The organism is Streptococcus vestibularis (genome assembly GCF_900636445.1).
GTDB classification, from domain to species: domain Bacteria; phylum Bacillota; class Bacilli; order Lactobacillales; family Streptococcaceae; genus Streptococcus; species Streptococcus vestibularis.
The window spans coordinates 1,284,252-1,308,139 of record NZ_LR134275.1 but is presented as its reverse complement, the minus strand read 5'-3'; the positions used below and the strand labels follow the sequence as shown (position 1 = coordinate 1,308,139).

General features: G+C 39.4%; 23 protein-coding genes. 19 read left to right on the top strand and 4 right to left on the bottom strand.

Going from position 1 to position 23,888, the window contains the following annotated elements; genetic code table 11:
* Positions 1-33: 33 nt before the first annotated feature.
* Entirely contained in the window at positions 34-1,227 is a 1,194-nt protein-coding gene (locus tag EL076_RS06615) for a ferredoxin reductase family protein (RefSeq protein ID WP_126429755.1), read from the bottom strand.
* A 258-nt stretch (positions 1,228-1,485) separates the two neighbouring features.
* Between EL076_RS06615 and EL076_RS06610 the strand changes: the two genes are divergently transcribed.
* Positions 1,486-1,830, top strand: a complete 345-nt coding sequence (locus EL076_RS06610) for a hypothetical protein (protein WP_003093336.1) — start codon at positions 1,486-1,488, stop codon at positions 1,828-1,830.
* 220 nt (positions 1,831-2,050) lie between these two features.
* Here EL076_RS06610 and EL076_RS06605 read toward each other — a convergent pair whose 3' ends face one another.
* Positions 2,051-3,535, bottom strand: coding sequence for a DUF1846 domain-containing protein (locus tag EL076_RS06605; RefSeq protein WP_126429753.1), 1,485 nt, complete (start codon positions 3,533-3,535; stop codon positions 2,051-2,053).
* 308 nt (positions 3,536-3,843) lie between these two features.
* On the opposite strand from EL076_RS06605, the gene EL076_RS06600 reads away from it, so the two are divergent.
* The 13 genes from EL076_RS06600 to EL076_RS06540 all read left to right on the top strand — a co-directional run bounded on the left by EL076_RS06600 (position 3,844) and on the right by EL076_RS06540 (position 17,011).
* On the top strand, positions 3,844-5,103 hold the full coding sequence (locus EL076_RS06600; protein ID WP_126429751.1) for an ABC transporter permease: 1,260 nt from the start codon (positions 3,844-3,846) through the stop codon (positions 5,101-5,103).
* A 15-nt stretch (positions 5,104-5,118) separates the two neighbouring features.
* A complete protein-coding gene (locus EL076_RS06595) occupies positions 5,119-5,751 on the top strand; it encodes an ABC transporter ATP-binding protein (RefSeq protein WP_003093416.1) in 633 nt (210 codons plus the stop codon).
* Positions 5,752-5,764: 13 nt separating this feature from the next.
* Positions 5,765-7,141 carry an ABC transporter permease gene (locus EL076_RS06590; protein ID WP_003094563.1) on the top strand — a complete coding sequence of 459 codons (1,377 nt, stop codon included), beginning with the start codon at positions 5,765-5,767 and terminating at the stop codon, positions 7,139-7,141.
* Between the two features lie 72 nt (positions 7,142-7,213).
* Positions 7,214-7,867, top strand: a complete 654-nt coding sequence (locus EL076_RS06585) for a response regulator transcription factor (protein ID WP_003094788.1) — start codon at positions 7,214-7,216, stop codon at positions 7,865-7,867.
* The gene (locus EL076_RS06580; RefSeq protein ID WP_003093962.1) at positions 7,864-9,168 is read left to right on the top strand and encodes a sensor histidine kinase; all 1,305 of its coding nucleotides are present in this window, start codon (positions 7,864-7,866) and stop codon (positions 9,166-9,168) included. Before EL076_RS06585 ends, EL076_RS06580 begins: the two co-directional genes overlap by 4 nt.
* Positions 9,169-9,395: 227 nt before the next feature.
* Positions 9,396-11,009: a glucan 1,6-alpha-glucosidase DexB gene (dexB, locus tag EL076_RS06575; RefSeq protein ID WP_003094180.1), complete on the top strand. Its 1,614-nt coding sequence runs from the start codon at positions 9,396-9,398 to the stop codon at positions 11,007-11,009.
* Positions 11,010-11,137: 128 nt separating this feature from the next.
* A complete protein-coding gene (galE, locus tag EL076_RS06570; protein WP_126429749.1) occupies positions 11,138-12,139 on the top strand; it encodes a UDP-glucose 4-epimerase GalE in 1,002 nt (333 codons plus the stop codon).
* A gap of 130 nt (positions 12,140-12,269) precedes the next feature.
* Entirely contained in the window at positions 12,270-13,112 is an 843-nt protein-coding gene (locus EL076_RS06565; protein ID WP_126429747.1) for an aldo/keto reductase, read from the top strand.
* A gap of 98 nt (positions 13,113-13,210) precedes the next feature.
* Positions 13,211-13,897: a DUF1275 family protein gene (locus EL076_RS06560; protein ID WP_126429745.1), complete on the top strand. Its 687-nt coding sequence runs from the start codon at positions 13,211-13,213 to the stop codon at positions 13,895-13,897.
* A 92-nt stretch (positions 13,898-13,989) separates the two neighbouring features.
* Complete coding sequence (locus EL076_RS06555; RefSeq protein ID WP_037621397.1) at positions 13,990-14,622, top strand: nitroreductase family protein; 633 nt, start codon at positions 13,990-13,992, stop codon at positions 14,620-14,622.
* A 163-nt stretch (positions 14,623-14,785) separates the two neighbouring features.
* On the top strand, positions 14,786-15,469 hold the full coding sequence (locus EL076_RS06550; RefSeq protein WP_003094226.1) for a response regulator transcription factor: 684 nt from the start codon (positions 14,786-14,788) through the stop codon (positions 15,467-15,469).
* Positions 15,469-16,344, top strand: a complete 876-nt coding sequence (locus tag EL076_RS06545) for a sensor histidine kinase (RefSeq protein ID WP_126429743.1) — start codon at positions 15,469-15,471, stop codon at positions 16,342-16,344. Before EL076_RS06550 ends, EL076_RS06545 begins: the two co-directional genes overlap by 1 nt.
* Before the next feature lie 157 nt (positions 16,345-16,501).
* Positions 16,502-17,011, top strand: coding sequence for a DUF4352 domain-containing protein (locus EL076_RS06540; protein ID WP_232009623.1), 510 nt, complete (start codon positions 16,502-16,504; stop codon positions 17,009-17,011).
* A gap of 51 nt (positions 17,012-17,062) precedes the next feature.
* Here the strand turns inward: EL076_RS06540 and EL076_RS06535 are convergent, their stop codons facing one another.
* Together EL076_RS06535 and EL076_RS06530 are read right to left on the bottom strand one after the other, a co-directional pair.
* The gene (locus EL076_RS06535) at positions 17,063-17,818 is read right to left on the bottom strand and encodes an ABC transporter permease (RefSeq protein ID WP_003093365.1); all 756 of its coding nucleotides are present in this window, start codon (positions 17,816-17,818) and stop codon (positions 17,063-17,065) included.
* A 4-nt stretch (positions 17,819-17,822) separates the two neighbouring features.
* Complete coding sequence (locus tag EL076_RS06530; RefSeq protein ID WP_126429741.1) at positions 17,823-18,743, bottom strand: ABC transporter ATP-binding protein; 921 nt, start codon at positions 18,741-18,743, stop codon at positions 17,823-17,825.
* Between the two features lie 248 nt (positions 18,744-18,991).
* Between EL076_RS06530 and EL076_RS06525 the strand changes: the two genes are divergently transcribed.
* From EL076_RS06525 to EL076_RS06500, 5 genes are all read left to right on the top strand, one after another.
* A complete protein-coding gene (locus tag EL076_RS06525) occupies positions 18,992-20,284 on the top strand; it encodes a PTS sugar transporter subunit IIC (RefSeq protein WP_003096747.1) in 1,293 nt (430 codons plus the stop codon).
* On the top strand, positions 20,271-21,134 hold the full coding sequence (locus EL076_RS06520; RefSeq protein ID WP_003096749.1) for an alpha/beta hydrolase: 864 nt from the start codon (positions 20,271-20,273) through the stop codon (positions 21,132-21,134). The genes EL076_RS06525 and EL076_RS06520 overlap by 14 nt, the downstream gene beginning before the upstream one ends.
* 180 nt (positions 21,135-21,314) lie before the next feature.
* Entirely contained in the window at positions 21,315-21,764 is a 450-nt protein-coding gene (locus tag EL076_RS06510; RefSeq protein WP_126429739.1) for an Rrf2 family transcriptional regulator, read from the top strand.
* 133 nt (positions 21,765-21,897) lie between these two features.
* Positions 21,898-22,758 carry a VOC family protein gene (locus EL076_RS06505; RefSeq protein ID WP_126429737.1) on the top strand — a complete coding sequence of 287 codons (861 nt, stop codon included), beginning with the start codon at positions 21,898-21,900 and terminating at the stop codon, positions 22,756-22,758.
* 129 nt (positions 22,759-22,887) lie between these two features.
* Positions 22,888-23,490, top strand: coding sequence for a nitroreductase family protein (locus EL076_RS06500; RefSeq protein ID WP_126429735.1), 603 nt, complete (start codon positions 22,888-22,890; stop codon positions 23,488-23,490).
* The last annotated feature ends 398 nt before the right edge of the window (positions 23,491-23,888 follow it).

Below are 23,888 nucleotides of genomic sequence, written 5' to 3'. Positions count from 1 at the left end.
AAAAAGACTCAGTTTTTGCTGAGTCTTTTTAACTTATTTAAAACTAAAGCCCTCATAAACGAGCTCAGCCTTTGGATTGTTTGCCGTAAAGGTTTTAGCAAATGCTTCCATCATTTTTACTGGAGCACACATAAAGACAGTTGTGTCATCAGTGAGAGGATAGTCAGTGAAGTCCAGATAACCATCCACTTGACTATTGACAGTGTGAAGTTTGAAATGTTTATTTTTCGCAGCATATGCAGTCAACATCTCCAGATAGACAGCGTTCTGCTCACCTGTATAGGCGTAGTAGAAGTCGATATCCCTATCAAGGACAGGATTTTCACGGATATAGGAAATGAAAGGGGTGATGCCGATACCACCTGCAATCCAAACTTGCTTGTCACGTCCTCGATTTAGCAACATGTGACCATAGGCACGGTCGATTGCTACAGGGCTTCCGACTCTAAGCTTCTTGTAGATTTGTTTGGTATGATCACCTGAGACCTTAATGGTAAAATAGATAATATTGCCATGTCCGCCTGAGATAGAGAAAGGGTGAGGTGCCTTCTCAAAACCAGCTTGAAGTATCTTAATAAAGGTAAATTGACCAAATTGATAATCCATTGGACGTGTTAGCCTAATAGCTATTTCTGTTGTGTCATGGTTAATACGTTTTAAGCCCACAATTTTCCCACGATTTTTAAAACCAATAATTTGGTAGAGGAAGATGATATAAAATCCTGAGCTTAAACCAAGAATAGCGAAGCCCCCCACTACAAATGATAAGAGACTTGGCTTAGTCAATACTTGTCCCAAAATCAAGTAGACATGGGAGAGACCAAAAATATAGGCTAAGTACACCAAACGATGAAGCCAACGCCAAGTTTCATATTTGAGAGTTTTGCCAAGAAAGACCAGAACCACAATAGCCAAGAAAGTATAAATACCAAGGTTTCCTAACTGAGCAGCCAGACGGGAACCCCATAGACTCCCCATACCGATGTTGTGGAAAACAAGGAGAACAACTGATAAGATGGCAAGAAATTTGTGGACAGTGTACATTCTCTCAATTCCGTTAAAGAGTTTTTCTAAAACTCGTGATCGTGTTGCCAACATAAAAGTCCATGATAAGGTTGTTAAAGCTAGACCAGGAGCGACTAAGTTTGTCATGCCCCTTGCTAGCCAGGCGTATACCGTCAGAACAACACTTATGGTTAGTAGGAGAATTCCTTTATATGATTTCATGTAACCTTCTTTCTATTATTTCCATTATCGTCAATTAGTTGTAACTGATATCGTTACATTATATCTTGTAATAGATTTTCTGTCAAAAATAATTAATTTTTTGAAAAAAGCTGACAGTGATATAGTAATCAAGGTATCCAATACTTTTTGAAAAGGTACAATGATTGTCAAGAAACGTTGATTTAATAGTCGATTATCTTGTGAAAGCGTTTCTAAAAGTGTATACTATAAGTAGAAGATAGGAAGAGGAGATGATTAGTGGCTAGTATTACAATAGAAGCTAGTAAGGTGGCTAGAAAGAGTCCCATTCGAGTAGACACTAGTCTTGTCGGGACGGTTTCTGGTGTGGAAGCAGTAACTGTTTCCCTACCGTCATCAAAAGCTCGTTTGAGTGTTGGTAAAATGGGTTACAAGTCCAATACTATTACTGTGGAGGATGGACAAACTGTTCGGGTTACTAGCAATTTTCTAAATCGTTTGATAGCGATAGCTCCATTGCTTCTCTACCTTTTTGGAGGTCGTTATCTCCCGCTTGTTGCTTTCCTATCTACTATAGTTTTGCTTTTTAGCTTACCTTTTCTCAAGTTAGAAATCGTAGGCTGATTAGAATCGGGGGTGGCTTAGCCCTCTGTTTGATTCCTTTAACTCACTTTTTCATAATAATGCTAGGCCACTCCCTTTTTATTAGGAACGGGTTGAGACGAAAAATTAGTTATCAAAAAGGGAACTCGATAGAGTTTCCCTTTTTTCTTTATCAAGCTAAAGTCATTTTTAAAAGACCCTAGTTATTAAAACTGAGGTCTTTGATGTATATAGTCAGTTATCACTTACGGTACAATTTGTCGTATTGATAGTAAGGATCGAATGTGACATTGATACCAAGCTTACGGAGAACATTTTTATCTTCATCAGTAAGGATGATTGTTGAGTGAGCTTCAGAACCCTTAAGGTTACCAAGTTCCTCCATGGCACGCGCCGCATCCGCATTGTTGGCAGCTGTAATGGCCAAGGCAATGAGGATTTCGTTAGAGTGGAGACGAGGATTACGACTACCCAGATGGTCAATTTTCAGACCTTGGATAGGTTTAACCACTTCAGGTTCGATAAGTTTAGTATCCTTATCAATACCTGCAGAAGTTTTGATAGCATTAATCAAAGCTGCAGCTGTTGGACCAAAGAGTTCTGAATTTTTACCAGTGACGATTTGGCCATTTGGCAATTCGAGGGCAAGAGCAGAACTACCTGTTTCTTCAGCCTTAGTACGTGCTGCAACGACCACTTGGCGATCTTCAGGAGTGATACCAAGATCGTTCATGAGCAATTCAATCTTCTTGACAGCAGTCGCAGGAACACGTTCATTTTTGAAATCAAGTACAGTTTGATAGTAGCGACGGATGATTTCTTGTTTAGAAGCTTCTTTGGCAGCATCATCATCTGTAATGGCAAAACCAACCATGTTAACACCCATATCTGTAGGTGAAGCGTAAGGTGATTCACCAAGAATGCGTTCAAGCATACGTTTAAGGACTGGGAAAATCTCGATGTCACGGTTGTAGTTTACTGTAGTTTTGCCATAAGTTTCCAAGTGGAATGGGTCAATCATATTGACATCATCAAGGTCGGCAGTGGCAGCTTCATAGGCCAAGTTAACTGGGTGATGAAGCGGCAGATTCCAAACTGGGAAGGTTTCAAATTTAGCATAACCTGACTTGATACCATTGATTTGGTCGTGGTACATGTTAGACATACATGTCGCCAATTTACCAGAACCAGGACCAGGAGCAGTAACGACGATAAGGTTACGGCTAGTCTTGATATAGTCATTTTTCCCCATACCTTCGGGAGAGATAATATGGTTCATATCCGTTGGATAGCCCTTGATAGGGTAGTGGATGTAAGACGTGATGCCATTTTTTTCAAGTTGGTTACGGAAGGCATCAGCCGTAGGTTGACCTGAATACTGCGTAATAACAACGGAACCTACATAGATATTGAGCTCGTTGAATTTATCAATCAGACGAAGGACCTCTTGATCGTAGGAAATGCCAAGGTCACCACGAGCCTTAGAATGCTCGATATTGCTAGCATTGATGGCGATAACCACTTCGACTTGCTCTTTAAGCTCTTGAAGGAGCTTGATTTTATTGTCAGGTTCATAACCAGGAAGGACGCGGGCAGCGTGGAAATCTTCCAACATCTTTCCACCAAACTCCAAGTAGAGCTTACCGTCAAACTGGTTAATACGCTCCAAAATATGGTCGCGTTGTAGATTCAAATACTGTTCAGAACTAAAAGCTTGTTTCTTCATAAATAAAAATACCTCTGAGAAAAATTATATCAAATGCCGAAGGTAAATGCTATTAGCGAAGGACGATTTATTAGAGAAAAAGAGGTGAAGGTCAATCATGAAACGTATTTTTTATGATAGTCCTTTAAAGTTATTATTTAATTGGGGTTATCATCTCAGCAGTTAGATTTTTAGATAACAATCACTTTAGAGTATTTAATTTCATAAAGGTTTCATATTTGTCGTCTATAATTAGGATAAGAAAAATGAAAGAGTCCTCATTTATCTTTGGTATAGCTGAGGTCCAATGTCTTAAATGGAGGTGGAAGATGGTTCTCTTACAACAGGCAACTGCTTATATTTTCCGCAAAAAAACGCGGAATTTTATCCTTTTTCTTATTTTATTTCTGATATTATCTTGCTTGTATTTTTGTTTCTCTCTTATGCAAGTTGGTGGAGGAATGGAGGCACAAATCAGGAAGTCAGGTGGAGCAAGTTTTTCTCTGGTAAGTAAAGAAAGAGGCAGTGCATTTTCCTGGAAAGAGGGGGAAAAGATTAGTCATCTATCTGATGTGATGTCAACGATACCTCAATATGTAAGTCCGGTGCGACTTATGGATAAGAAGGTAGTTACAGGAAAACAAACGGTGGAACGTGATGATCTTGATAATATGGATAATCAAGCCTTGGGAGCCACTTTTACTAAGGAAACAGCCCAAAGTGTTGATTTTAGGAGTGGTGCTTTTCAACTTCTTAAGGGGAAGTACATATCTGCTAAAGGGCAAATTATGATTCATGAATCGCTTGCTAGGAAAAATAAACTAAGCGTCGGAGACAAGCTGACCTTGTCCAATTTTCAGGTGACTGAAAATGGAGCTAAGAAAATGACCTTTGATATCGTTGGTATTTTTTCTGGCAAGAAAGAGGAGACATTTACTGGAATGTCCTCAGATTTAAGTGAAAATCAAATCTTCCTCCATTATGACGATGCTAGCCAACTGCTTGATTTGACTGATAAGTTAGTGACAAAATTATCCTTTGGTATTAAGAATCCAGATAGAATCAATCAAGTCATTAAACAAGTGAAACACTTAGATATCGATTGGAACCGTCTACGTTTAGACGAGGACCGTAAGGCTTTTGACTCCTTGAAGGAATCGTCTCAAGCGCTACAAGGAATCGTCAGAACGATGATGATTAGTTTAATTGTTACAGGAGCAGGAATCCTATCATTTTTAATGGCACTATGGACGCGTGAGCGAAATCATGAGATAGGTATTCTTTTAGCAATTGGGAAGAGCAAGGGACGCATTTTTGCTCAATTTCTTATGGAGATATTGTTGGTGTCCCTTATGTCTTTGCTACCCGCCCTTGCTATTGGACGGCTACTAAGTCGACTGTTTTTACAAGAATTTATAGGACAGCAAGGACAGCAGCAGGCTCTTCGGTTATTAGATCAAATTCCTCAGGGACTACCTTTAGGCCAATCTTATCTAAGTCTTCTAGTCTTGGTAATGTTATCGCTCGGTGTCACAACAGGTCTCATTTGGCGCAAAACTCCAAAAGAAATCTTATCTAATATGAGTTAAGGAGAAAGGAACACTATGTTAGAACTCAAAGATGTTACGTATAGTTATCAAAATAAAAGTGAAGCTATCCTCTCGAAGGTGAATTATAGTTTCGAGAAAGGTAAATTTTATAGTATTATTGGGCAATCTGGAGCGGGAAAATCGACCTTGCTTTCCCTTTTGGCAGGCCTTGATTATCCCAAGAAGGGGCAGGTCTTGTTTAACGGAGAAAATATCAAGAAAAAAGGCTCTAGTTATCATCGTAGACACCATGTTGCGCTTGTTTTTCAAAATTACAATCTCATTGATTATCTTACACCTTTAGAAAATGTACGACTTGTTAATAAAAATGCCGATAAGAAGATACTTTCTGAATTGGGATTAGATGAAAAACAAATTAATCGAAATGTCCTACAACTTTCAGGTGGACAACAACAACGTGTAGCTATTGCGCGGGCTTTGGTTTCAGAGGCTCCAATTATCTTAGCAGATGAACCGACAGGAAATCTAGACGAGGAAACTGCGAAGGATATTATTGCTATCCTTAAAAGAATGGCCTTAGATCGCCAAAAATGTGTCATAGTTGTAACGCACAGTAAGGAAGTTGCTCAAGCATCTGATGTGGTTTTAGAGTTGAAGAAGAAACAACTCATAGAAAAGAAAAAATAAAGAAAGGACTCTTATGTTTCGAAACGCTTTTGCATATATTACACGAAAATGGTCAAAGTCACTATTACTGTTAATTATTATTCTTTTGATGAGTACTCTTAGTTTGTTAGGACTTGCTATGCGAAGTGCAACCCAAGAAGCTGCATCCAAGAGTCTAGGGTCAATTACCAATAGTTTTTCAATGCAGATTAATCGTAACACGAATCCTGGAACTCCTCGAGGGGCTGGAAATCTTAAGGGAGAAGATATTAAAAAGATTAGTGAGACTAAAGGGATTGTTTCGACTATAAAACGGATAAATGGTATTGGTGATTTACTAGATCATGAGATTATCGAAACAGAGCAAACGCTACAAAATCAGTCGCCAGAACGTGCTAAAAATTTTAAGTCTACCCTGATGTTGACAGGAGTCAATGACTCATCAAAAGAAGATAAATTTGTTTCAGGTGCATATAAACTAGTTGAAGGAGAACATCTAACCGATAAGGATCATAATCAAATCTTGATGCACGAAGCTTTAGCTAAAAAGAATGGTCTTAATGTAGGAGATAAAGTAAAGCTTAAATCTAATCTCTATGATGCTGATAACGAAAAAAGGGCTGATGAAACAGTAGAAGTGACTATCAAAGGTTTATTTTCTGGTCAAAATAAAGCAGCCGTTACCTATGCTCAGGAGTTGTATGAAAACACCCTCATCACTGATCTAGACACAGTAGCAAAACTCTATGGTAATGCTGTAGAAACTGCTACTTATGAGGATGCCACTTTCTTTGCTAAAGGCGATCAAAATCTTGATTCCTTGATAGCAAAGATTAAAAAGTTGAATATTAACTGGTCCCTCTACGATCTTGTTAAGAGCTCGTCAAACTACCCTGCTTTACAGAAATCTATTCTTGGGATGTATCGTGTGGCAAACCGTATGTTTATTGGAAGTCTCATTTTTACAAGTTTATTGCTAACCCTTCTGTTAATTTTATGGTTAAATGCTCGTCGTAGAGAAGTTGGTATCTTTTTGGCCTTGGGACTTAAAAAGACACAGGTTGCGGGTCAATTTTTAATAGAATTGCTGATGATTGCTTTACCAGCCTTTCTTTTGTCATATGGTTTAGCTAGTTTCTTTGCCGAAAAAGTTGGTAATACAGTCCTTTCCAATGTAACAGAAGGTATCAATAAGCAAATGACCAAAGAATCTCTAGCTGCAAATCTTGGTGGAGGGGCTGAGGCAGAAAGCTTCAGTAAGACTCTAACTCAGATTCACATGACAGTCCAACCTAAGCAACTTTTGGTAGTCATTCTAGTCGGTGGATTTATTTTAAGCTTAGTATCCTTGATTTCTTCTCGCTGGCTTCTTCACAAGAAACCCAAGGACCTCTTAGTTGATGTTGAATGATAAGTTTGCTGCATCTATAAAAAACGGTATAATGGAAGAAAGAGACCATATATAGATTAAAAAGGATAATGTATGAAGATACTAATCGTAGAGGATGAAGTCCTGATTCGAGAAGGGATGAGCGACTATCTCATGGAATGTGGCCATGAGGTCTTTGAAGCAGGTGATGGCCATGAGGCCCTGGACCTCTTTTACAGGGAGATGCCAGATCTTGTCTTGCTGGATATCCAGCTCCCAATCCTCAATGGTCTGGAAGTCCTCAAGACTATCCGAAAGACTAGCTCGGTCCCTGTTTTGATGCTGACGGCCTTCCATGACGAGGACTATAAGTTGACAGCCTTTGGAGAGTTGGCAGATGGCTATCTGGAAAAGCCCTTCTCCTTGTCTCTATTGAGAGTCCGTATCGAAGCTATTTTTAAAAAGCTCCAACCTTCCCGGGTTTTCACATATGGAGATGTGCGGGTGGATTTTGAGAGTTATACCGCCAGCCTAGCTGGGCAAGCTATTTCCATGAACGCCAAGGAGTTGGAAATCTTGGAATACCTCCTCCAGCATGAGGGGAAGGCCAGGACCCGCTCTCAGATCCTCGATGCCGTCTGGAAGGAGACGGAGGAGATTCCTTTTGACCGGGTGATCGATGTCTATATCAAGGAACTACGAAAAAAACTAGAGCTGGACTGTATCGTTACGGTACGCAATGTCGGCTATAAATTGGAGAGACCATGACCAAACGGAGTATCTTTGCAAAGATCTTTCTGATCACCTTTGCCCTTTTTAGTAGCTTAGTCATCCTTCTACATGCTTCGGTTTACTTTATTTTTCCATCGACCTATATCGAGTCGCAACGTCAGACGATTTTGAAGAAATCGCAAGTCTTGGCTGACAGTTTTCAAGGTCAGGAAGTGGGCACCATTGAGACGGTTATTGCCCTCTATTCTAAGACTAATGATATCAAGGTCTATATTAAGGGCAAGGAAAAACAAAATTCATTAGAAGTCAAGGATGACCTCCTCCTCAATCCATCTAGCCAGAATAATTCCCTGGTCATCGAAGAGCGAAAAATTCAGACTAAAGAAGGACAAGACTTAACCTTGCAATTTTTAGCGACCGTCGATTCGCAAAAGGAAGCGCGAGATATCAGTCTGGGCTTTCTTCCCTATACACTCCTTGCTTCTTTTGTTCTGTCGTTGATTGCATCCTATCTCTATGCCCGCATGATTTCTGCTCCAATCCTTGAGATCAAGCGGATGACCAAGCGGATGAAGCGCCTGGATCGGACAGCCAGTCTCCCCATTGACTCGCAGGATGAGATCGGCGTCCTCAAGCAACACATCAACGACCTCTATCACCACCTTTTAGAAGTGATCGACAATCTAGAGCAGCAGAAACAGGAAAATCTGAAGTTGGAGCAGATGAAGGTCGAATTTCTAAGAGGGGCTTCGCATGAACTCAAGACGCCTCTAGCTAGCTTGAAAATTATCCTAGAAAATATGCGAGATAATATTGGTCGCTACAAGGATCGAGACCGCTATCTATCGGTTTCCCTCGATATCGTCGATGAGATGAACCAGATCGTCCTGGAAATCTTGTCCCTATCTTCTGTTCAAGAATTAGGTGATGATAAGGAGTGGATTCAGTTAGATGATGTGGTAAATCGCATACTCACTCAAAATCAAGTGTTGGTTGAGAATCGCTTTCTATCAATTGACAATTATCTTCCGGCAACTAGTATTTTCATGAATTTAGCTATTTTGAAACTAGTTCTCTCAAATATCATCAGTAATGCTGTCAAGCATTCTGATGAGGGGGGAGTGGTTCGAATAGGTTTAGAAAATGGAGGAACCGATTTTGTCATTGAAAATACAATTGTATCTAAAGAAAATACTTCAACTAAAGCTCAATCTAAGAAAGAAGGAGGATTAGGACTTTTTGTGGTCAAATACCTTCTAGAACATGAGGAACTTAGCTATAGATTTGAGGAAAGTCCTACGGGGAGGCGCTTTGTTATGGTTTTGCCCAAAAAGTAAAAAGTGACGGTTAAGGCATTAACTGTCATTTTTTGTATTAAGATTAGTAAATGCTAACTTTACATTTCAATTCTATTATTTCTCAACATTACCAAAAATTTAAGTAGTCTGGAGTATAGGTCATTGAAATGTTTTAAACAATGAAAGAGAACGCTTGCATAAATTCTGGAAAAACGTAAAATAGAACTGTCAGACTCAGGATGATAATAAATACTAGGAGTAGAATCATGCAAAAACATTGGTGGCATAAAGCTACGATTTATCAAATTTACCCTAAATCTTTTATGGACAAGAACGGTGATGGTATCGGTGATCTCAAGGGGATTACCAGTAAGTTAGACTACTTGCAAAAGCTTGGAATAACAGCCCTATGGCTTTCGCCTGTCTATGACAGTCCGATGGATGACAATGGCTACGATATCGCTAACTATGAGGCTATTGCAGATATTTTTGGAGACATGAGTGACATGGATGAACTTTTGGTGGAAGCCAAAAAGCGTGATATCCGAATTATCATGGATTTGGTGGTTAACCATACGTCTGATGAGCATGCATGGTTCATCGAAGCGCGTGAAAATCCAGAAAGTCTTGAACGAGATTTCTACATCTGGCGAGACAAACCTAATGAGTTAGTGTCTATCTTTGGTGGATCCGCATGGGAATATGATGAGACATCAGGCCAATATTATCTGCATTTCTTTAGTAAGAAACAGCCAGACCTCAATTGGGAAAATCCACAGTTGCGCCAGAAAGTTTATGACATGATGAATTTCTGGATTGATAAGGGAATCGGTGGTTTCCGCATGGATGTGATTGATATGATTGGTAAGATCCCAGATCAACTGATTGATACAAATGGTCCAAAACTTCACGATTATATCAAGGAGATGAACCAGGCAAGCTTTGGAAAGCACGACCTTCTAACCGTTGGTGAAACTTGGGGAGCAACACCTGAAATTGCTAAACAGTATTCAAATCCAGATAATCAAGAACTTTCCATGGTTTTCCAGTTTGAACATATTGGACTTCAGCATAAGCCAGATAGCCCTAAATGGGAGTATGAGAAGGAGTTGGATGTTTCAGCACTTAAGGCTATTTTTAATAAATGGCAAACGGAATTAGAGTTGGGACAAGGGTGGAACTCACTATTTTGGAACAACCATGACCTGCCTCGTGTTCTCTCAATGTGGGGTGATACTGGTGTCTATCGTGAGAAGTCAGCCAAGGCCTTGGCCATTCTCCTACATCTCATGCGTGGGACACCTTATATCTATCAGGGCGAAGAAATAGGCATGACCAATTATCCTTTTAAAACTTTGGAAGAATTGAATGACATTGAATCTCTCAACTATACCAAAGAAGCTCTCGAAAAAGGGGCATCACTAGAAGTTATCATGGACCAAATCCGTCAGGTGGGTCGTGACAATGCTCGAACACCAATGCAATGGGATACGTCTAAAAATGCTGGATTTAGCTCAGCAGAACAAACATGGCTAGCTGTTAATCCTAACTATAAGGCTATCAATGTTGCCTCAGCCCTTGCCAATCCAGACTCGATTTTTTATACCTATCAGAAACTGGTTGAGCTTCGCAAAACACAGGATTGGTTGGTAGATGCTGACTTTGAACTCTTGGAGACAACTGACAAAGTATTTGCTTATATTCGAAAAACCAAAGATAGCAGCTATCTAATTGCAGTTAATCTATCAGACCAAGAACAAATTTTTGATTATAATTTTGATGTCGAAGAAGTCGTCATCTCAAATACCGAAGTGAAACCAATCTCAGACCAAGGTAAACTCCAAGCCTGGGATGCCTTTTGTGTCAAGTTGAAGAAATAGAAAGAATAATGGTTGTCAACTAACTGTTGGCGACCATTTTTTCTCTTCTTTTCCCTTACTTAAATCACGTTAGTCCCATGGACTAAAATTATGTTATAATAATAGAAAAATAAGAAAAGGTAAATTTTATGGCAATATTAGTATTAGGTGGAGCTGGTTATATCGGTTCTCACATGGTGGACCGTTTGGTTGAAGCGGGGCAAGAAAAAGTCGTTGTCGTGGATAACTTGGTGACTGGTCACCGTGCGGCAGTTCATCCAGACGCTGTATTCTACGAGGGAGATTTAGCAGATCAGGACTTTATGCGTAATGTCTTTAAGGAAAACCCTGATGTTGATGCTGTTATTCACTTTGCGGCCTACTCACTTGTGGCTGAGTCTATGGAAAAGCCACTTAAGTATTTCGACAATAACACTGCTGGTATGGTGAAGTTGCTTGAAGTCATGAACGAATGTGATGTTAAGTACATTGTCTTCTCATCAACAGCAGCAACTTACGGAATTCCAGAAGAAATTCCAATTCTTGAAACAACACCACAAAAACCTATTAACCCATACGGTGAAAGTAAGTTGATGATGGAAACCATCATGAAGTGGTCAGACCAAGCCTACGGCATCAAGTATGTCCCTCTTCGTTACTTTAATGTAGCGGGGGCTAAGCCTGACGGTTCTATCGGTGAGGACCACGGTCCTGAAACCCACCTCTTGCCAATTATTCTCCAAGTAGCTCAAGGTGTTCGTGAAAAAATCATGATCTTTGGGGATGACTACAATACTCCAGACGGGACTAACGTTCGTGACTATGTGCATCCATTCGACTTGGCGGATGCCCACCTTCTGGCAGTGGAATATCTCCGCAAAGGCAATGAGTCAACAGCCTTCAACCTAGGCTCTTCAACAGGATTTTCAAATCTGCAAATCCTTGAAGCAGCTCGTAAGGTAACAGGTAAGGAGATTCCAGCTGAGAAAGCTGATCGTCGTCCTGGTGATCCAGATACATTGATTGCCTCTTCTGAAAAGGCTCGTACGGTACTTGGCTGGAAACCACAATTTGATAACATCGAAAAAATCATCGCAAGTGCTTGGGCATGGCATTCTAGCCATCCAAAAGGGTACGATGATAGAGGGTAATCATAAGGAATAGAAGCTCCATCTGGTAGTAAACTACTATTTGTGTTTTTCTAGACACCATAGCTAATCTTTGCAATTTTATCTTATATCCTTTAAGATAATTCTGTTACAACTTGAAAAGGAGAACAGGATGGAAACATATACACTTTCAAATGGCGTTACGATTCCTAAAATTGGTTTTGGGACTTGGCAGATTCCAGAAGGGGAAGAAGCTTATAACAGTGTTAGTTTCGCACTTAAGGCGGGTTACACACATATTGATACGGCGCAAATCTACGGTAACGAGGTTTCTGTAGGTAAGGCGATTGCAGATAGTGATGTGGCGCGTGAGGATATTTTCCTAACGACTAAACTCTGGAATGACAAGCACGATTACGAATTGGCTAAAGCCTCTATCGCCGAGTCACTCGAAAGATTAGGTGTGGATTATTTGGATCTTTTGCTCATCCACTGGCCAAATCCAAAGGCTCTTCGTGAGAATGATGCTTGGAAGGCTGGCAATGCAGGTGCTTGGAAGGCAATGGAAGAAGCCTACAAAGATGGTAAGGTGCGTGCTATCGGTGTGTCTAACTTTATGCAACATCACCTTGATGCTCTCCTTGAAACGACTGAAATTGTGCCACATGTCAATCAAATTCTCTTGGCTCCAGGTTGTGTCCAAGAAGATTTGGTTACCTATTGCCAAGAGCGTGACATTCTTCTTGAAGCCTACAGTCCACTAGGTACTGGTAGCATTTTTGGAAATGAAGACGTAGAAGCAGTGGCTGAACGTAACGGAAAATCTGTTGCTCAAGTTGCCCTACGTTGGAGCCTTCAAAAAGGTTTCTTGCCACTACCTAAGTCAGTGACACCAAAAAATATCGAAGCCAACTTGGATATATTTGACTTTGATTTGTCAGAGGACGACATGGTAGTCTTGGATAAGATTCAAGGCATCAAGAGTCAGGATAACCCTGACACAGTTAATTTTTAATAGGATAGAAGCAACTCGTGAGGGTTGTTTTTTGCTTGTCTCTTTTGATTTGCTATAATGAAACTGTCATTTTTTTATTTATAGATGGGAGTTACGTAATGGAGTCTCGAAATCTTTTGCCTCAGAACACACGTATGATGGCAAATTTACTCAGTTTTTCAGGGGGAGCTTTGGATGTCTTTTGTCATATGTATTACCATAGTTTGGTTGCTACTCAGACAGGGAATATTCTCCTGTTAGTTGCTGACTGGCGTAGTAGTAGTATGTACCATAACATGTTACGATGCTTTTCCATCCTTTTCTTTTCCTTAGGTTTTCTTTTTGGCATGTGGTTTAAAGATCATCGTAAGAATGCTTACTGGCGTGTTTATGGTTTACTTCCTCTTTGCGTAATGACTGCAATTTTACCATTCTTGACGCCAAATGCTCTATTAGAGCTTCCGATTATTGCTTTTTCTGCAGGTATCATGATGAAGACTTTTACTGGCAGTCAGATTGAGAATCATCCCTTCGTGATATTTATGACCTCAGGAAATTATCGAAGGATGTTAACTGCCCTCTATTATGCCATTCAGGGAAGTGGTGATCAGATAGAATATCGTCGTCAGGCTGTCAATTATGGCTTTGTCGTAGTTAGTTTTGTGGTTGGTGCAGTTGTATCAGCTCTTCTGATGCATTTTATTCATATTAAGTCAATCTGGCTAATCACGATTAGCTTGATTACGATTATGGTTTACTATTCATCAGAAGTGAAACGTCTGGGACTCAAGGAAACTAATCTTTAAGCACTTTTGTAGCAATTATTTTTGATAAAAAATGTCTTGTGTTATAATTTTGATTATATTAATTTCGTCTAATGTTAAAAAGGAGACATAAGATGCCTGTAGTAAGTAATGATTTTTCAGATATCGTTTATAACCGTCGTTCCATTCGTAACTTTGATCCATCTGTTAAGATTCCGCGAGAAGAACTGTTGGAAATCCTAGATAAGACTGTTACAGCACCATCATCAGTCAACATGCAACCTTGGCGCTTTGTCGTTGTTGATAGTGAGGAAGGCAAGGAAAAATTGACACCTTTCGTTAGCTTCAATGGGGTGCAAAATGAAACGTCATCAGCCATGGTTCTCATCTTTGCGGATTTGAAGAGCCAAGAGAGAGCGGAAGAAATCTATGGTAAGGCTGTTGCACAAGGAAAAATGCCTGAAGAGGTCAAGGAGAAACAACTATCAAGCATTGTACCAATGTATGACAATGCTCCACGTGAAGTGATGAATGAAATTGTTCATATTGATGCTAGTCTGGCTGCCATGCAGTTGATGTTGGTCGCTCGTTCTTATGGTTACGATACTAATGCCATTGGTGGCTATAAAAAAGAAGGTCTCGCCAAAGCCTTTGGACTTGATGAAGACCGTCATGTACCAGTTTTGCTCATTGCTCTTGGTAAGTCCAATGAAGAAGGTTTCGAGTCTGTTCGTTTGAATGCTTCTGATGTGACGACTTTTGCTTAATAAATAATTGACCGTCAGTCTCGGAAGCGAAGGCTTACGGTTTTTATTTTTCCTTTTATGCTATCAATAACTCATAATGCACCTTGTCATTAATTTGGCTTTTTGTTAAGATGAAGGAGAAAGTGAGCGTATACAATTGGTAGTATCATTGGAGGATTAAGACATGGCACGTATTTTACAGATTGAAGACAATGAGGATATCCAGAATATTCTTTTTAACTTGTTTTCTGAAGAACATGATATTATCCAAGCCTACTCTGGGACCGAAGGAGAGCTTGTGTTTCAAAGTCAAGAGATTGATTTGGTTCTCCTAGATATCATGTTACCGGGTAAAGGTGGCGAAGAAGTGCTTAAGTTTATCAGGCAAAGAAGCTCTGTTCCTGTTATTATGCTGACAGCCTTGGGTGACAAGCACTTGATTAGCCAGTACTTACTTGATGGTGCAAATGATTATATCGTTAAGCCCTTTGATCTTGAAGAAGTTTATGCGCGTGTCTCGGTTCAACTACGTGAACACAGCAAGGGAAGTGATAGGCCTGATAACATCTATCAAGTCAAAAATATCACGATAAACTCAGACAGTTTTGAAGTCTCCTGTCAGGGAAAAGTCATTCGTTTGGGTAAGAAAGAGTTTCAAATTTTCCACACACTCCTTCAAAATCCAAAGAAAATTTTTACTAAAGATGACCTTTATGAGACGGTTTGGGAAGCCCCTTATCTATCATGTGATAATACATTGAATGCACAGTTGAGTAATCTACGTAAGAAATTAGCCCAAGTGGATGCGGGTACGGAGTATATCGAAACGATTTGGGGCTTAGGTGTGCGACTTAAAGGAGAAGACTGATGGAAGGACTGCTTATTGTATTGATAGGACTTCTTCTGGGAGTAACTACCTGTCTAGTTCGTTACTATTTGGCTGTAAAATCTCTCTCAAAGCAGATTGAAGAAAAGCTAGTTGAAGAAAGTCATCGACGAATTACTTTGAAAAACCAGCCAAAATCATTGGTTACCCTAACGAATCGGATTGAGTCTCTCTTTACCCAAATTGAAAAGACTAAGCTTGTCGCTGTCCAAGAAAAGAAAACCATGGATATGGCTATCAGTAATATTGCCCATGATATACGAACACCACTAACAGTAGCGAGCGGCTATGCTCAGCAAAGTCTTCGAAGTAGTAGGGAAGATGATATGGCTATGGAGAAGATTTCTAAAAATCTATTGACTGTTTCAAAGCGTTTGGAAGCCTTGTTGGAATATCGACGATTAACAGAGGGGGCCATCCAACCACAATTTCAAGATGTGGACTTTTCTCAACTTGTGGTTAAGTCTATCCTACCTTACTATGACATGTTTCAAGAGACAGGGATTACACTAGATATTCAAGTAACCCCTGATATCCAATGCGAAATGGATCCAGATATTTTTGAACGTCTATTTCAGAATATTATCAGTAACGTTCTAAAACATGGTAAGACTCAAGCTCATCTGACATTGCAGAAAAAGGACGATGGCATTTATTTGTCAGTTAGTAATATGGTACAACAGCCGATACAGCATCTAGACCGACTAACGACCCGCTTTTATTCTGAAAACCTGTCAGACACCGAGGATTCCTCTGGACTTGGACTTTATATCACCGAACACTTAGTCCAAGTCTTAGAGGGTGAGTTGCATTTGTCCTATGAGAATGAATGGTTTTATTTAACAGTGAGATTATGAAAGCATAAACTTTATGTTTTTTATAATCTTTTTGCAACTTTGAGGGAAAAATAAAAATTAGAGAATTGCAATATAAAAATAATTTAGTTTTCATTGTAAAATTTTAGAATGTATCGTTCTATCTGGGTTCTTAGTCGGTGCAGTTGTTATTTCTCTAATGAACCAAACAAGTGCTTCTGCAAAAACTGATAATGATTATCAATATAGCAATGTTATCTTTGGATTTAAAAATAAGAAAAATAAAAAAAGTAAGGACATTCCTACTTATAAGATGTCAGAAACTTTTAAAATTGCAGATGTAGAATACACAATTCATACTAAAGAAGTCGTGCAAAATGTAGGTGGCGAATTTGGTATGAATGCAAAAGGTTCATATCTTATTCTAAACGTAACTGTAAAAAATAACGGTACTAAGGCTATTACAGTATCTGATTCTGACTTTAAGCTAGTTAAAGATAAAACAGAGTATAAAACTGATTCAACAGCAGGAATCTATGCAAATGATGATGCAAATCTTTTCTTTACCAGTGTTAATCCAGAAAATGAAGTGACTGGTAATGTTGTTTTTGATTTGAATCCAGATACAATCTCTGATACTAATTTGAAATTAAAAGTTGATGCTGGATTTGGAAACTCAAATAAAGCATTTGTGAAAATCAACGAATGATAACAAGAAATCAAAATAACATCGAGCGTGTGCACGATGTTATTTTTGTTCTCATAAATCTTGTTTTTCAAAAGTAATCAAGCCCAAAGCTGTGAATGCTAGGATAAATCCTACTGCCACGATTGCAGTATTTTGAATGATAGTTTTATCTGCAGTCATGCCGTAATTAAAGTTGAGTGACAAGTATTTCAAAATTTCTACTTTAGGGAAGATTGCTGCTGGTACGGTTAAAGCTACTAAACCAAGGGTGTAAGTCACAAAGGTTGTCACGATAGAATGTGTGAGGTAGAGGGCAACCGTGGTCAGACTTACCCAAGCTAGATTACACAAGAATTGGAGAAGGAAAGTTAAGGCAAAGTTTCTAACAAAGTGATCAGGTACAGTTCCAAGACCGTGGCAAAGAGTACCTAGAACAAAGGCAAGGCCGTAAGACAAGAGGAGTTGTCCTAAAGTGATAGCTACAATGACGGTTGCCTTGGCGAAGAAGAATCCGCTCCGTGAAATGCCGGAGGTGAGATTATTCTTGTACAATTTTTGTGCTAAATCAACACCTAAAATGATAGAGACCACAATTAAAGTGAAGAGGACTGTCATGGAGATACTACTAGAGTAATTAATCAGTGATCCGACACCAGTCCACGAAGAGGCGCTTTTAACGGCTTGTTTTGCCCCAGTTTCTACGCCTACATGACCTGTGCCACCCAATAGGACACCAGAAATAATGTTTAGGGCTAGGATAATTTCAGAAATCCAAAATCCTTTAGAACGGAAGAGTCGATAGAAATCGGCGTGAATAGTGTGTAACATGGCTCTACCTCCTTTCTGAATCTACTAGTTGTGTGAAGTAGTTTTCTAAGTCTTGACGTTTGTAGTAAATTTCATCGATCTCAACTTCTTGTTTAACCAGCTCTTTGACAATTGCCTTTATAACATGGGATTTGTCAAAAATATGAATTTCATTGTCGCCGTTAACTACTTTGAAGTGTTGATGGAGTTGGTCTTGGAGAATGCGACTAGCCAGGGCTAATTGGTTAGTTTTAAGAACGATATAGTCTTCGCTGAGATGTTCGAATTCGTCCTTAGTGATTTCACGGATGATTTGACCGTGATCAATAATGCCAAAGCGGGTTGAAACTTGATAGAGTTCAGACAAGATATGGCTAGAGATGAGAACTGTCATACCTTGCTCTTCGCTCAATTTTTTAATCATTTGACGGAATTCTTTGATAGCAACTGGGTCGAGACCATTAATCGGTTCATCTAAAATAAGTAGGTCTGGTTTTGCAATCAGTGCAATAGCGATACCTAGACGTTGCTTCATACCCAGTGAGAAACTACGAAATTTTTTCTTGCCAGTGTGTCCAAGTCCAACTGTATCAAGGATTTCATCAATGACATTGTCAGGATTTGGAACGTGATGAATCTTGCAGTAGTAACGTAGGTTTTGACGTGCATTGAGATGATTCAGGGCAACTGGTGTTTCAATCACAGAACCAACACGTTTCAGTGCGTGAGTCCACTCTGATTTGGAGGTAGAGTGGAAGAGGGAAACACTGCCTTGGCTAGGGCGTATGAGTTTTGTGATGACTTTAATCAGTGTTGTCTTACCTGCCCCGTTTCTTCCGATAAGGCCATAGACCTCACCCTTTTCTAAGGTCAGGTTTACATTGTCAAGTGCTAGGTGTTGGCCGTAACGTTTAGTCAGATGTCTGACCTCAAGTACCTTTTTCATGATAAGCCTCCTTTCGCTTGTTTGATATCGCTTTCTTTTTATCTTTATTGTAGTATAAAGTCATCAAATAAACATCAAGAAATTCTCAAATGTTTCTTAAATTTTTCAAGAAATCATAAAAATGACGGGGATTAAAGTCTGATAGTGTGTGCTGTAACCCAGGATTAAGGTAAGGCATCTCTCTTTGTGTTATAATGAAGAAAAACGTTGAATGTAAAGTTTATTTTGCCTTTTACTAGGAGTCTTTTATGACAAACTATTTGGTCCAGAGGTTTCTCTGGTTTCGTGAGCGAGGCTTCGTCCAAATTACGCAGAAAACCTTGGTTTCGCTCTTTCCCTTTTTCCTATTTTCAGGAATTATTCGGGTGATTTCACTATCGGTATTTTCAGAGCTTGGCTATGTCAATCAGCTGTTTTTAGTTTCTGACTGGTTACCGGCCTTTAAGATAACTGGTCAGGTGCTCATTAATCTTTCCAACTTTCTTGGTGGCTTAGCTGGGCCCTTATCAACCTACTTTGCAGGAAAATACACAGCTGGTCACTATGGTAGAAGTACTGGTACAGCTGGTGTGACATCCCTTTTGGTTAGCTTAATTATAGGATCGCAGGAGCTGTTGCTGTCACCGCTAAACGATGGTGTTTTGACTCGCATCAATTTACCGGCTTCAATCAACATTATGTTGGCTATCTTTGTTGGCTATCTGGTTGGCCAGATTTTTCGCTTTTCAAGAGCTAGTGATGATCAGATTGTGGACAAGAACTATATTTATCAACCAAAGACTGTCCGTCCTATTTTTTTATCACTCATTTTAGCTATTGGACTTAACATTCTCTTTGTGATTGGAGAGCAGGCTAATATTTTTCAGACGATTAGGCAGGTTACCTCTACCTTTACTGTAACTGATAATCATTTGTTCTTAACCTTTATGATGGGACTTTTGAACACTTTTTTTGCTTGGATTGGTAATAGTCAGGCTTTTGCCCTAAATTCTATTGCCGAGGATAGTTTTGCCTTGGAAAATCTGACCTATGCTGTTTCCCATCATACGACGACTGGGCTTCCCCACCTTTACACACTAACAAATCTTTATCATAGTTATGGCTTGGTTGCTGGCATTGGCTCAGGGCTAGCCCTCTTGGTGGCTCTGCTTTTAGCATCAACCAGTTACAAGGATAAGAAGGTGAGTCTTCTAAGTGTCTTTCCTAGTCTCTTTAATAATGGGGCTCCATTTATGGTGGGGATACCAGTCTTGCTTAATTTAGTTTATCTGGTTCCTTTCCTATTGGCACCTATGATCAATATGGGTATTGCTGCGGTGGCCTTGGCTATTCATCTTATGCCAGCTGCGGTTTATCCAGTTCCAGATGGTACACCAAGTCTTCTTTTCGCCTTTATCGGAACTGGGGGTAGTTTACGAGCTCTAGCAATTAGTCTCCTCTGTTTTGCAGTTGACATTCTTATCTTTATACCATTTGTGCGTTTGTCTAATAAGGTACAACACGGTCTAAAAGAGGAAGGAGAAAGCCTTGAAACTAAATAAAAAAACTAAGTTGGTCTTTATCCTTGTTGCTCTCTTTCTTATTGGGCTAGCCGTCCCATCCTATAGTTGGACTAGGAAAAATGTCAAGGAAATAGAGACTTTCTATAATTCAAAATTATCTCCCATTATCATGATTCCAGGGAGCTCCGCTACGGAAAATAGATTTGATGGCCTAGTACGTAAGCTTAATCAAGACCGTCGTGGTGTCAAGCATAGCCTCCTCAAGGTTAAGGTTTGGAATAATGGGCGTATCACCTTTGAGGGTAAAATCAAAGCTAAGGACAACGAACCAGTCATTGTTATAGGATTTGAAAATAACAAAGATGGCTATAGTAATATCAAGAAACAAGCTAAGATGATGAATCAGGCCTTTGAAGCCTTGCAGAATAAATACAATTTCAATAATTTTAAAGGGTTGGCCCATTCCAATGGTGGTCTGATTTATACGGCTTTTATTGAAAATTATCTTAGCGACTACGATGTCAAGATAAATTCTTTGATGACTATCGGAACGCCCTATAATTTCACTGAAACCAATATCAAAAATAAATCAGTCATGCTAGCAGACTTTATAGCTGCCAAGGAGAATATTCCGTCTACCCTGCATGTCTATTCGGTAGCTGGAACCATTACCTATGATTCGGACGAGCTGGTTCCTGATGCTAGTGTGTCTGCTGGGAAATATATCTATCAGAATCAGGCAAAAAGTTATACTGAAATCACTGTTACAGGTGAAGATGCTCAGCACTCGGACTTGCCAACCAATGATGAAGTTGTGGATCTGGTCAAACAGCATATTGAGGGGCAGGGGGTCCGTAAGAAACAAAAGACCAAACTAGAGCCTCAATAGGATAGAATACTATCTATTATTAGTCTAGTTACTTATTATCAAATACAAAAGGATAGAGTTTACGATGGCTCTATTTTTTAGTGTAAGACTAACTTTTTGAATCGTTGTAACTCCTTGTTTTACAACGTTCTTTTTGTTATAATTAAGTAAAATAGCAAAGAAGAATGAGAGGTCCCAAATATGCAAATTCCAAGTCGCTTTACCATTGCTGTCCATATTTTGACCCTTATAGCACAAAATAAGGAAAATGAAACTAAGCTAACCAGTGATTTAATAGCAGGGAGTGTGGGGGTCAATCCAGTTATTATCCGCAAAACCTTGTCGCAACTGAAGAAAGCAGACTTGATTTTAGTTCAAAGGGGAAGTGGAGGAGCCACATTAGTCAAGACACCAGAGGAGATTAACCTTTTACAGGTTTATCGTGCGGTGGATAGCATCGGTCCAAGTGGCAAACTCTTTAGTTTTCATGACAATCCTAATCCAGCGTGTCCAGTAGGACGTAATATCCATGGGATTTTGGATCAGAGCCTAGAAGACGTTCAAATGGCAATGGAAAAAGAACTCGAAAAGAAAACTTTGGCTGGTATTTTAAAGGATGCTAAGGCTAACTGGAAAGAAGTTGGAGCTTGATTTTTAGATTTTAAACTATAAGGAATCGAAAGTTTTTCGGTTTCTTTTTAATTCCAGGTTGTAATGTTCGATATTACAATTAAACTGAGTATAATAATGTCATAGGAATGATTACAACACAGGAGAAAATCATATGACATACGACTACAATAGTAAGATTTACCTCGCAGAAGCGGTACTCAATGTGAAGGACTTGGCACGTCAGACAGCATTTTATACACAGGTTATAGGACTTGAAATCCTATCTCAAACTGCAACAGAAATTATTTTGGGTGCTGGAAACAAGCCGCTAGTTCACTTGATTGAAACCAATCGTGAGGAAGCGGTCAAGTCCAGTTATGGTCTCTACCATATGGCAATTATGTTGCCATCTCGCGAGGATTTGGCAGATGTTTTCAAACATATTGCTGAGCTAGACTATCCTTTTGTTGGTGCCGCTGACCACGGTTATAGTGAAGCTCTTTATTTGGAAGACCTCGAAGGCAATGGTATTGAGCTCTACAGAGATAAAACTGTTGCTGAATGGGATATTCGTGAGGATGGTCGCATCGTCGGTGTCACAGAAGAACTCTCAGCTCAAGAAATTTACGAGATGGGACGCAAGGTTGAGCCTTTTGTGATAGCTAAGGATACTCGCATGGGGCATATTCATTTATCGGTCAAAGATAGTCAGCTATCAACGACTTTCTATCAGGATGTTTTGGAGCTAGCAGATAAGTTTACCATTCCAAGTGCTAGTTGGATTGCTTCAGGTGATTACCATCACCACTTGGCTGTCAATGAATGGGGTGGCAAAAACTTAGTCAAACGTGAAGAAGATATACCTGGTCTTGCTTACTACGTCCTTGAAGTAGCAAACAAGGAAGACTTGATTACCATAGCAGAACGTGCTAAGAATCGTGGAGCAGAGGTCAAATGGTTATCTTCTAATGCGTTAATCTTCGAGGATAATGATGGTATTTTGACACGAGTGAGAAAAAATATTAATAATTAGTGATTCCCGAGTCGTAACTATTGATATTACATTTGAAAGGTCTATAATGATTATTGTAATCAAACTTATTACAAATGAACTTAACAATTTTAACAATTAACATATATCACAAAGAAAGAGGGAATACCTATGACCTACTTTACAGACTTACAAACAAAACGTCGTTCAATTTATACTTTGGGAAAAGACCTTGAGCTCTCTAATCAAGAATTGATTGATACTATCCAACGAGCGGTTCTTAACACACCAACAGCTTTCAACTCACAAACATCACGTGTGGTGATCTTGCTGGATGAAGAATCAGATGCCTTCTGGAATGAGATTGCTTATTCAGAGCTTGAAAAAGTGACACCTGCAGAAGCCTTCGAAGGAACAAAAGAACGTTTGAAAGGTTTTGCCCAAGCTAAGGGAACAATCCTCTTCTATGAAGATCAAGATGTAGTGAAAGGCCTTCAAGAGCAATTCCCACTTTACGCTGAAAACTTCCCAATTTGGTCAGAGCAAGGTCATGGAATCGCCCTTTATGCGACGTGGTTGGCTTTGGCTGAGAAGAATATCGGCATGAACGTGCAACACTACAACCCACTTGTTGATGCACAATTAGCTGAAAAATATGACATTCCAGCTAACTGGAAACTCCGTGCTCAAGCACCATTTGGCCAAATCGTTGCACCAGCAGGAGATAAAGACATCCAAACAGAAGATCGTTTCAAAGTTTTTGGTGACAAATAATCACTTTAATTTAGTCAGTTAGCTTGACGATTGGCTGTACTATGACTAAACATTATCAAAATGATAAGACAAAAAAGTAGCAGGATTGAAAAATCTTGTTATTTTTTCTATCCTAAGACCAGTTAGTAGATAAATTCTAAATGAAAGCTAGAACTTGAGATTTGAAACCCTGTTCAGTTTCATAGTGTTTTCTAATTTAAATGATCCCAATTTACTAAAACTGCAAAATAATGGACGACTAAAGCAAAGTTTTGAGCAGTCGGTTTTTGACAGATATAGGCCACACGTTAGAAAATACTTGTTACGAAATCTTAATCTTGAATATGCTTTTTATTAATAGAGGTATAAAAACACAGAAATAGCTCTATTTTTGTCCTGTAGTATGGTATAATAGTGCG

What these genes read in the sequence shown, in the direction of transcription:
- EL076_RS06545 (WP_126429743.1), top strand. Translation starts at nt 15,469, where the DNA reads ATGGAAGGACTGCTTATTGTATTGATAGGACTTCTTCTGGGAGTAACT.
- EL076_RS06600 (WP_126429751.1), top strand. Translation starts at nt 3,844, where the DNA reads ATGGTTCTCTTACAACAGGCAACTGCTTATATTTTCCGCAAAAAAACG.
- EL076_RS06565 (WP_126429747.1), top strand. Translation starts at nt 12,270, where the DNA reads ATGGAAACATATACACTTTCAAATGGCGTTACGATTCCTAAAATTGGT.
- EL076_RS06505 (WP_126429737.1), top strand. Translation starts at nt 21,898, where the DNA reads ATGACATACGACTACAATAGTAAGATTTACCTCGCAGAAGCGGTACTC.
- EL076_RS06510 (WP_126429739.1), top strand. Translation starts at nt 21,315, where the DNA reads ATGCAAATTCCAAGTCGCTTTACCATTGCTGTCCATATTTTGACCCTT.
- EL076_RS06605 (WP_126429753.1), bottom strand. Translation starts at nt 3,535, where the DNA reads ATGAAGAAACAAGCTTTTAGTTCTGAACAGTATTTGAATCTACAACGC.
- EL076_RS06615 (WP_126429755.1), bottom strand. Translation starts at nt 1,227, where the DNA reads ATGAAATCATATAAAGGAATTCTCCTACTAACCATAAGTGTTGTTCTG.
- dexB (WP_003094180.1), top strand. Translation starts at nt 9,396, where the DNA reads ATGCAAAAACATTGGTGGCATAAAGCTACGATTTATCAAATTTACCCT.
- EL076_RS06555 (WP_037621397.1), top strand. Translation starts at nt 13,990, where the DNA reads ATGCCTGTAGTAAGTAATGATTTTTCAGATATCGTTTATAACCGTCGT.
- EL076_RS06540 (WP_232009623.1), top strand. Translation starts at nt 16,502, where the DNA reads ATGAACCAAACAAGTGCTTCTGCAAAAACTGATAATGATTATCAATAT.
- galE (WP_126429749.1), top strand. Translation starts at nt 11,138, where the DNA reads ATGGCAATATTAGTATTAGGTGGAGCTGGTTATATCGGTTCTCACATG.
- EL076_RS06560 (WP_126429745.1), top strand. Translation starts at nt 13,211, where the DNA reads ATGGAGTCTCGAAATCTTTTGCCTCAGAACACACGTATGATGGCAAAT.
- EL076_RS06585 (WP_003094788.1), top strand. Translation starts at nt 7,214, where the DNA reads ATGAAGATACTAATCGTAGAGGATGAAGTCCTGATTCGAGAAGGGATG.
- EL076_RS06595 (WP_003093416.1), top strand. Translation starts at nt 5,119, where the DNA reads ATGTTAGAACTCAAAGATGTTACGTATAGTTATCAAAATAAAAGTGAA.
- EL076_RS06500 (WP_126429735.1), top strand. Translation starts at nt 22,888, where the DNA reads ATGACCTACTTTACAGACTTACAAACAAAACGTCGTTCAATTTATACT.
- EL076_RS06590 (WP_003094563.1), top strand. Translation starts at nt 5,765, where the DNA reads ATGTTTCGAAACGCTTTTGCATATATTACACGAAAATGGTCAAAGTCA.
- EL076_RS06530 (WP_126429741.1), bottom strand. Translation starts at nt 18,743, where the DNA reads ATGAAAAAGGTACTTGAGGTCAGACATCTGACTAAACGTTACGGCCAA.
- EL076_RS06550 (WP_003094226.1), top strand. Translation starts at nt 14,786, where the DNA reads ATGGCACGTATTTTACAGATTGAAGACAATGAGGATATCCAGAATATT.
- EL076_RS06535 (WP_003093365.1), bottom strand. Translation starts at nt 17,818, where the DNA reads ATGTTACACACTATTCACGCCGATTTCTATCGACTCTTCCGTTCTAAA.
- EL076_RS06580 (WP_003093962.1), top strand. Translation starts at nt 7,864, where the DNA reads ATGACCAAACGGAGTATCTTTGCAAAGATCTTTCTGATCACCTTTGCC.
- EL076_RS06525 (WP_003096747.1), top strand. Translation starts at nt 18,992, where the DNA reads ATGACAAACTATTTGGTCCAGAGGTTTCTCTGGTTTCGTGAGCGAGGC.